The organism is Methylocystis borbori (assembly GCF_036576025.1).
Taxonomy (GTDB): domain Bacteria; phylum Pseudomonadota; class Alphaproteobacteria; order Rhizobiales; family Beijerinckiaceae; genus Methylocystis; species Methylocystis borbori.
Genome location: NZ_JAZHYN010000090.1, coordinates 1 through 2,639 on the forward strand (window position 1 = coordinate 1; position 2,639 = coordinate 2,639).

The window sequence follows — 2,639 nt, forward strand, 5'->3', positions numbered from 1 at the left end:
GCCTTCCCCAATCCCAGCCAGCCAAACCCCGCCCGCAGGCAAAGCCCTAACCAGCCAAAATCAGACCCGGCGGCTTGTTGTTATCGGACGAATACCGACGTCGCCGCCTAAGCAAAAATCCCGGCCCTTCCCCTCCAGGAAGGAGCCGTAGACCCCGCTTAGCCTGAACCAACAATTCCAACTCAACCCCATAACCACAATACCCCTCCAGATAGCCCAAAACAATCTATCGAATAGTAATAGCAACCCTAGTGGATGGGATTTTTCCCATCCTCAGCAGGCGGGACGCTTTCGCCGCGTGCGGCGCACATAAATGTATAAGCTGGTTTGATTAAAGAGATTTATCGGAGACGAGAGCCATTCCAAATTCGGACGGCCGCAGCAATGCTGCGATGCGGCATGACGGCAACCATCCGGGGTAGGCATGTCATTCGTCATCCCAGGGCCGCACGCCGGTCATATCCACCCCCGCCAACGCCTCGCGCACCGTTTTTCCCGACAGTTCGAGGCCGGGCGCGATTTCGGCGAGCGGCGCGAGCACGAAGCCGCGGCGGAAAATCTCCTTATGGGGCAAGGTCAGCTCCGGATCGTCGAAGGCGAGATCGCCCAAAAACAGAATGTCGACGTCGATGAGGCGCGGCCCCCAGCGCCGCGTCGGCGCGCGGCCCATATCCGCTTCGATCTTCTTCACCCCCGCCAGCAATTCATAGGGTTTGAGCGCGGTCTCGCCGATCGCGCAGGCGTTGGCGAAATCGCCCTGATCGAGATCGCCCCAGGGCGGCGTGCGATAGATGCGCGACACGGCGTCAAGCCGGGCGAGGCCGCGCGATTCGATCAGCCGCAGCGCCTCGCGAATATTGCCGGTTTTGTCGCCGATATTGCCGCCAAGGCCAAATCCCACCCGCATCAAAACGATCCTTCCGTCGGCCCGGTCAGCGCCCGCAAGACGTCGAAAGCCGCGCGATGCTCCGCCGCGTCATGGACTCGGAAGACCTGCGCGCCGTCGCGCGCGGCGAGGAGATTGGCGGCGAGCGTGCCGACGAGCCGGCCCTCCAACAGCCCGTCGCCCAGCCCCTTGAAGATCGATTTGCGCGAGACGCCGATGAGCAGCGGAAATCCGAGCCGCAAGAGTTCGGGGACGGCGCGCAGAGCCTGATAATTCTGCGCCCGGCTCTTGCCGAAGCCGACGCCCGGATCGAGCAGGATATGGCGCTCCGGGACGCCGGCGCGGCGGGCGATGTCGAGGGAGCGCGCGAAGAAGCGTTTCATGTCCTCGACAATATCGATCTCGGGATCGGCCGCCTCCCGATTATGCATCGCGACGACGGCCGCGCCCGCTTCGGCGATGGTAGGCGCCATTTCGGGGTCGCGCTGCAGGCCCCAGACGTCATTGACGAGGCAGACGCCTTGCGAAAGCGCGCGGCGCGCGGTCTCGGCCTTATAGGTGTCGACCGAAACGGGCGCGCCCGCCTCGCCGACAAGCGCCGCGAGCAGCGGCGCGAGCCGCGCCCATTCCTCCTCCGCCGGCACCGGCGTATGGCCGGGACGCGTCGATTCGGCGCCCACGTCGATGATGTCGGCGCCGTCGGCGACGAGCTTCTTCGCCTGGGCGAGCGCCGCGTCGCGCGCGACGAACAGCCCGCCGTCCGAAAAGGAGTCGGGCGTGACGTTGAGAATGCCCATGATGACCGGGCGCGTCCCGATCAGCGACAGAAAGCGGTCCCGTCTTTCGGCGATCGCTCGCGTATCAAAGCCCAAGTCGAAACCCAAGCGCGCGTCCCGTCAGTCGTCGTATTTGAGATAGGCGAAGCGCTGGTCGTGCTCGGGCGTCCCTTCGAGCGCGCCGCCGGCCTTGCCCGGCCGCCAGGAGACGACCTCCTCGATCTTCTTGGCGAGATCGAAATCCTTGTCGGTGATTCCCTTCGCCGTATGGGTCTGGAGCTTCACCTCGAGCCAAGCGTAGGAGGCGGCGATGTCGGGGTGATGCCAGGCGGCCTCCGCGAGATGGCCGACCGTATTGATGGCCATGAGCGTGCCCTTCCAGCTATGCGTCTTGAATTTGCGGCGGATCCAGCCGTTCTCGTAACGCCAATGCGGCAGTTCGGCCGCAAGCCGCGCCGCGATCTCCTCTTCGGAATAGGTGCGTTCTTCCTTCGCCATTTCCGCCATCCTTCCCGTGCGCGGCGCGGACGCGCAACATTCTTTCGCCCGGAGGAGATATAGCCTAAACGAACGCAAAGTCTTCAGTCCGACAAAAAGGGGCGGCATGCCGGCTAGTGTGAGCGTCGCGGCGAGCGCGCGGCTGCATCTCGGATTTCTCGACATGAACGGCGGGCTCGGGCGCAAATTCGGCGGCCTTGGCCTTTCGCTCGACGCGCCGGCGACACGGCTGACGCTCGCGCGCGCCGAAGAAAACGCGGTCGAAGGGCCGGAAGAGGCGCGCGGCCTGAAGGCGCTCGAAGCCGCGCAGGCAGCGCTAGGGATAAGGGCGCGCCACGCTTTGACCATCCATGAGGCGATTCCGGCGCATGCGGGATTCGGCTCCGGCACGCAACTGGCGCTGGCGGTGGCGGCGGCGCTGCGCCGGCTCGAAGATCTGCCGCACGCGCCGGCGACGGATGCGGCGCTGATGGCGCGCG

General features: G+C 65.2%; 4 protein-coding genes. 1 reads left to right on the top strand and 3 read right to left on the bottom strand.

Going from position 1 to position 2,639, the window contains the following annotated elements:
* Positions 1-427 precede the first annotated feature (427 nt).
* From folK to V3H18_RS16470, 3 genes are read right to left on the bottom strand one after another with little or no spacing between them, the layout of a single operon-like run.
* Positions 428-907: a 2-amino-4-hydroxy-6-hydroxymethyldihydropteridine diphosphokinase gene (folK, locus tag V3H18_RS16460; protein WP_332083167.1), complete on the bottom strand. Its 480-nt coding sequence runs from the start codon at positions 905-907 to the stop codon at positions 428-430.
* Positions 907-1,758 carry a dihydropteroate synthase gene (gene folP / locus V3H18_RS16465; RefSeq protein WP_332083169.1) on the bottom strand — a complete coding sequence of 284 codons (852 nt, stop codon included), beginning with the start codon at positions 1,756-1,758 and terminating at the stop codon, positions 907-909. Before folP ends, folK begins: the two co-directional genes overlap by 1 nt.
* 24 nt (positions 1,759-1,782) lie before the next feature.
* On the bottom strand, positions 1,783-2,160 hold the full coding sequence (locus tag V3H18_RS16470) for a 4a-hydroxytetrahydrobiopterin dehydratase (protein ID WP_332083168.1): 378 nt from the start codon (positions 2,158-2,160) through the stop codon (positions 1,783-1,785).
* A 106-nt stretch (positions 2,161-2,266) separates the two neighbouring features.
* On the opposite strand from V3H18_RS16470, the gene V3H18_RS16475 reads away from it, so the two are divergent.
* Positions 2,267-2,639: GHMP family kinase ATP-binding protein (locus tag V3H18_RS16475; RefSeq protein ID WP_456299378.1), on the top strand; the 373-nt coding region annotated here is incomplete at its 3' end.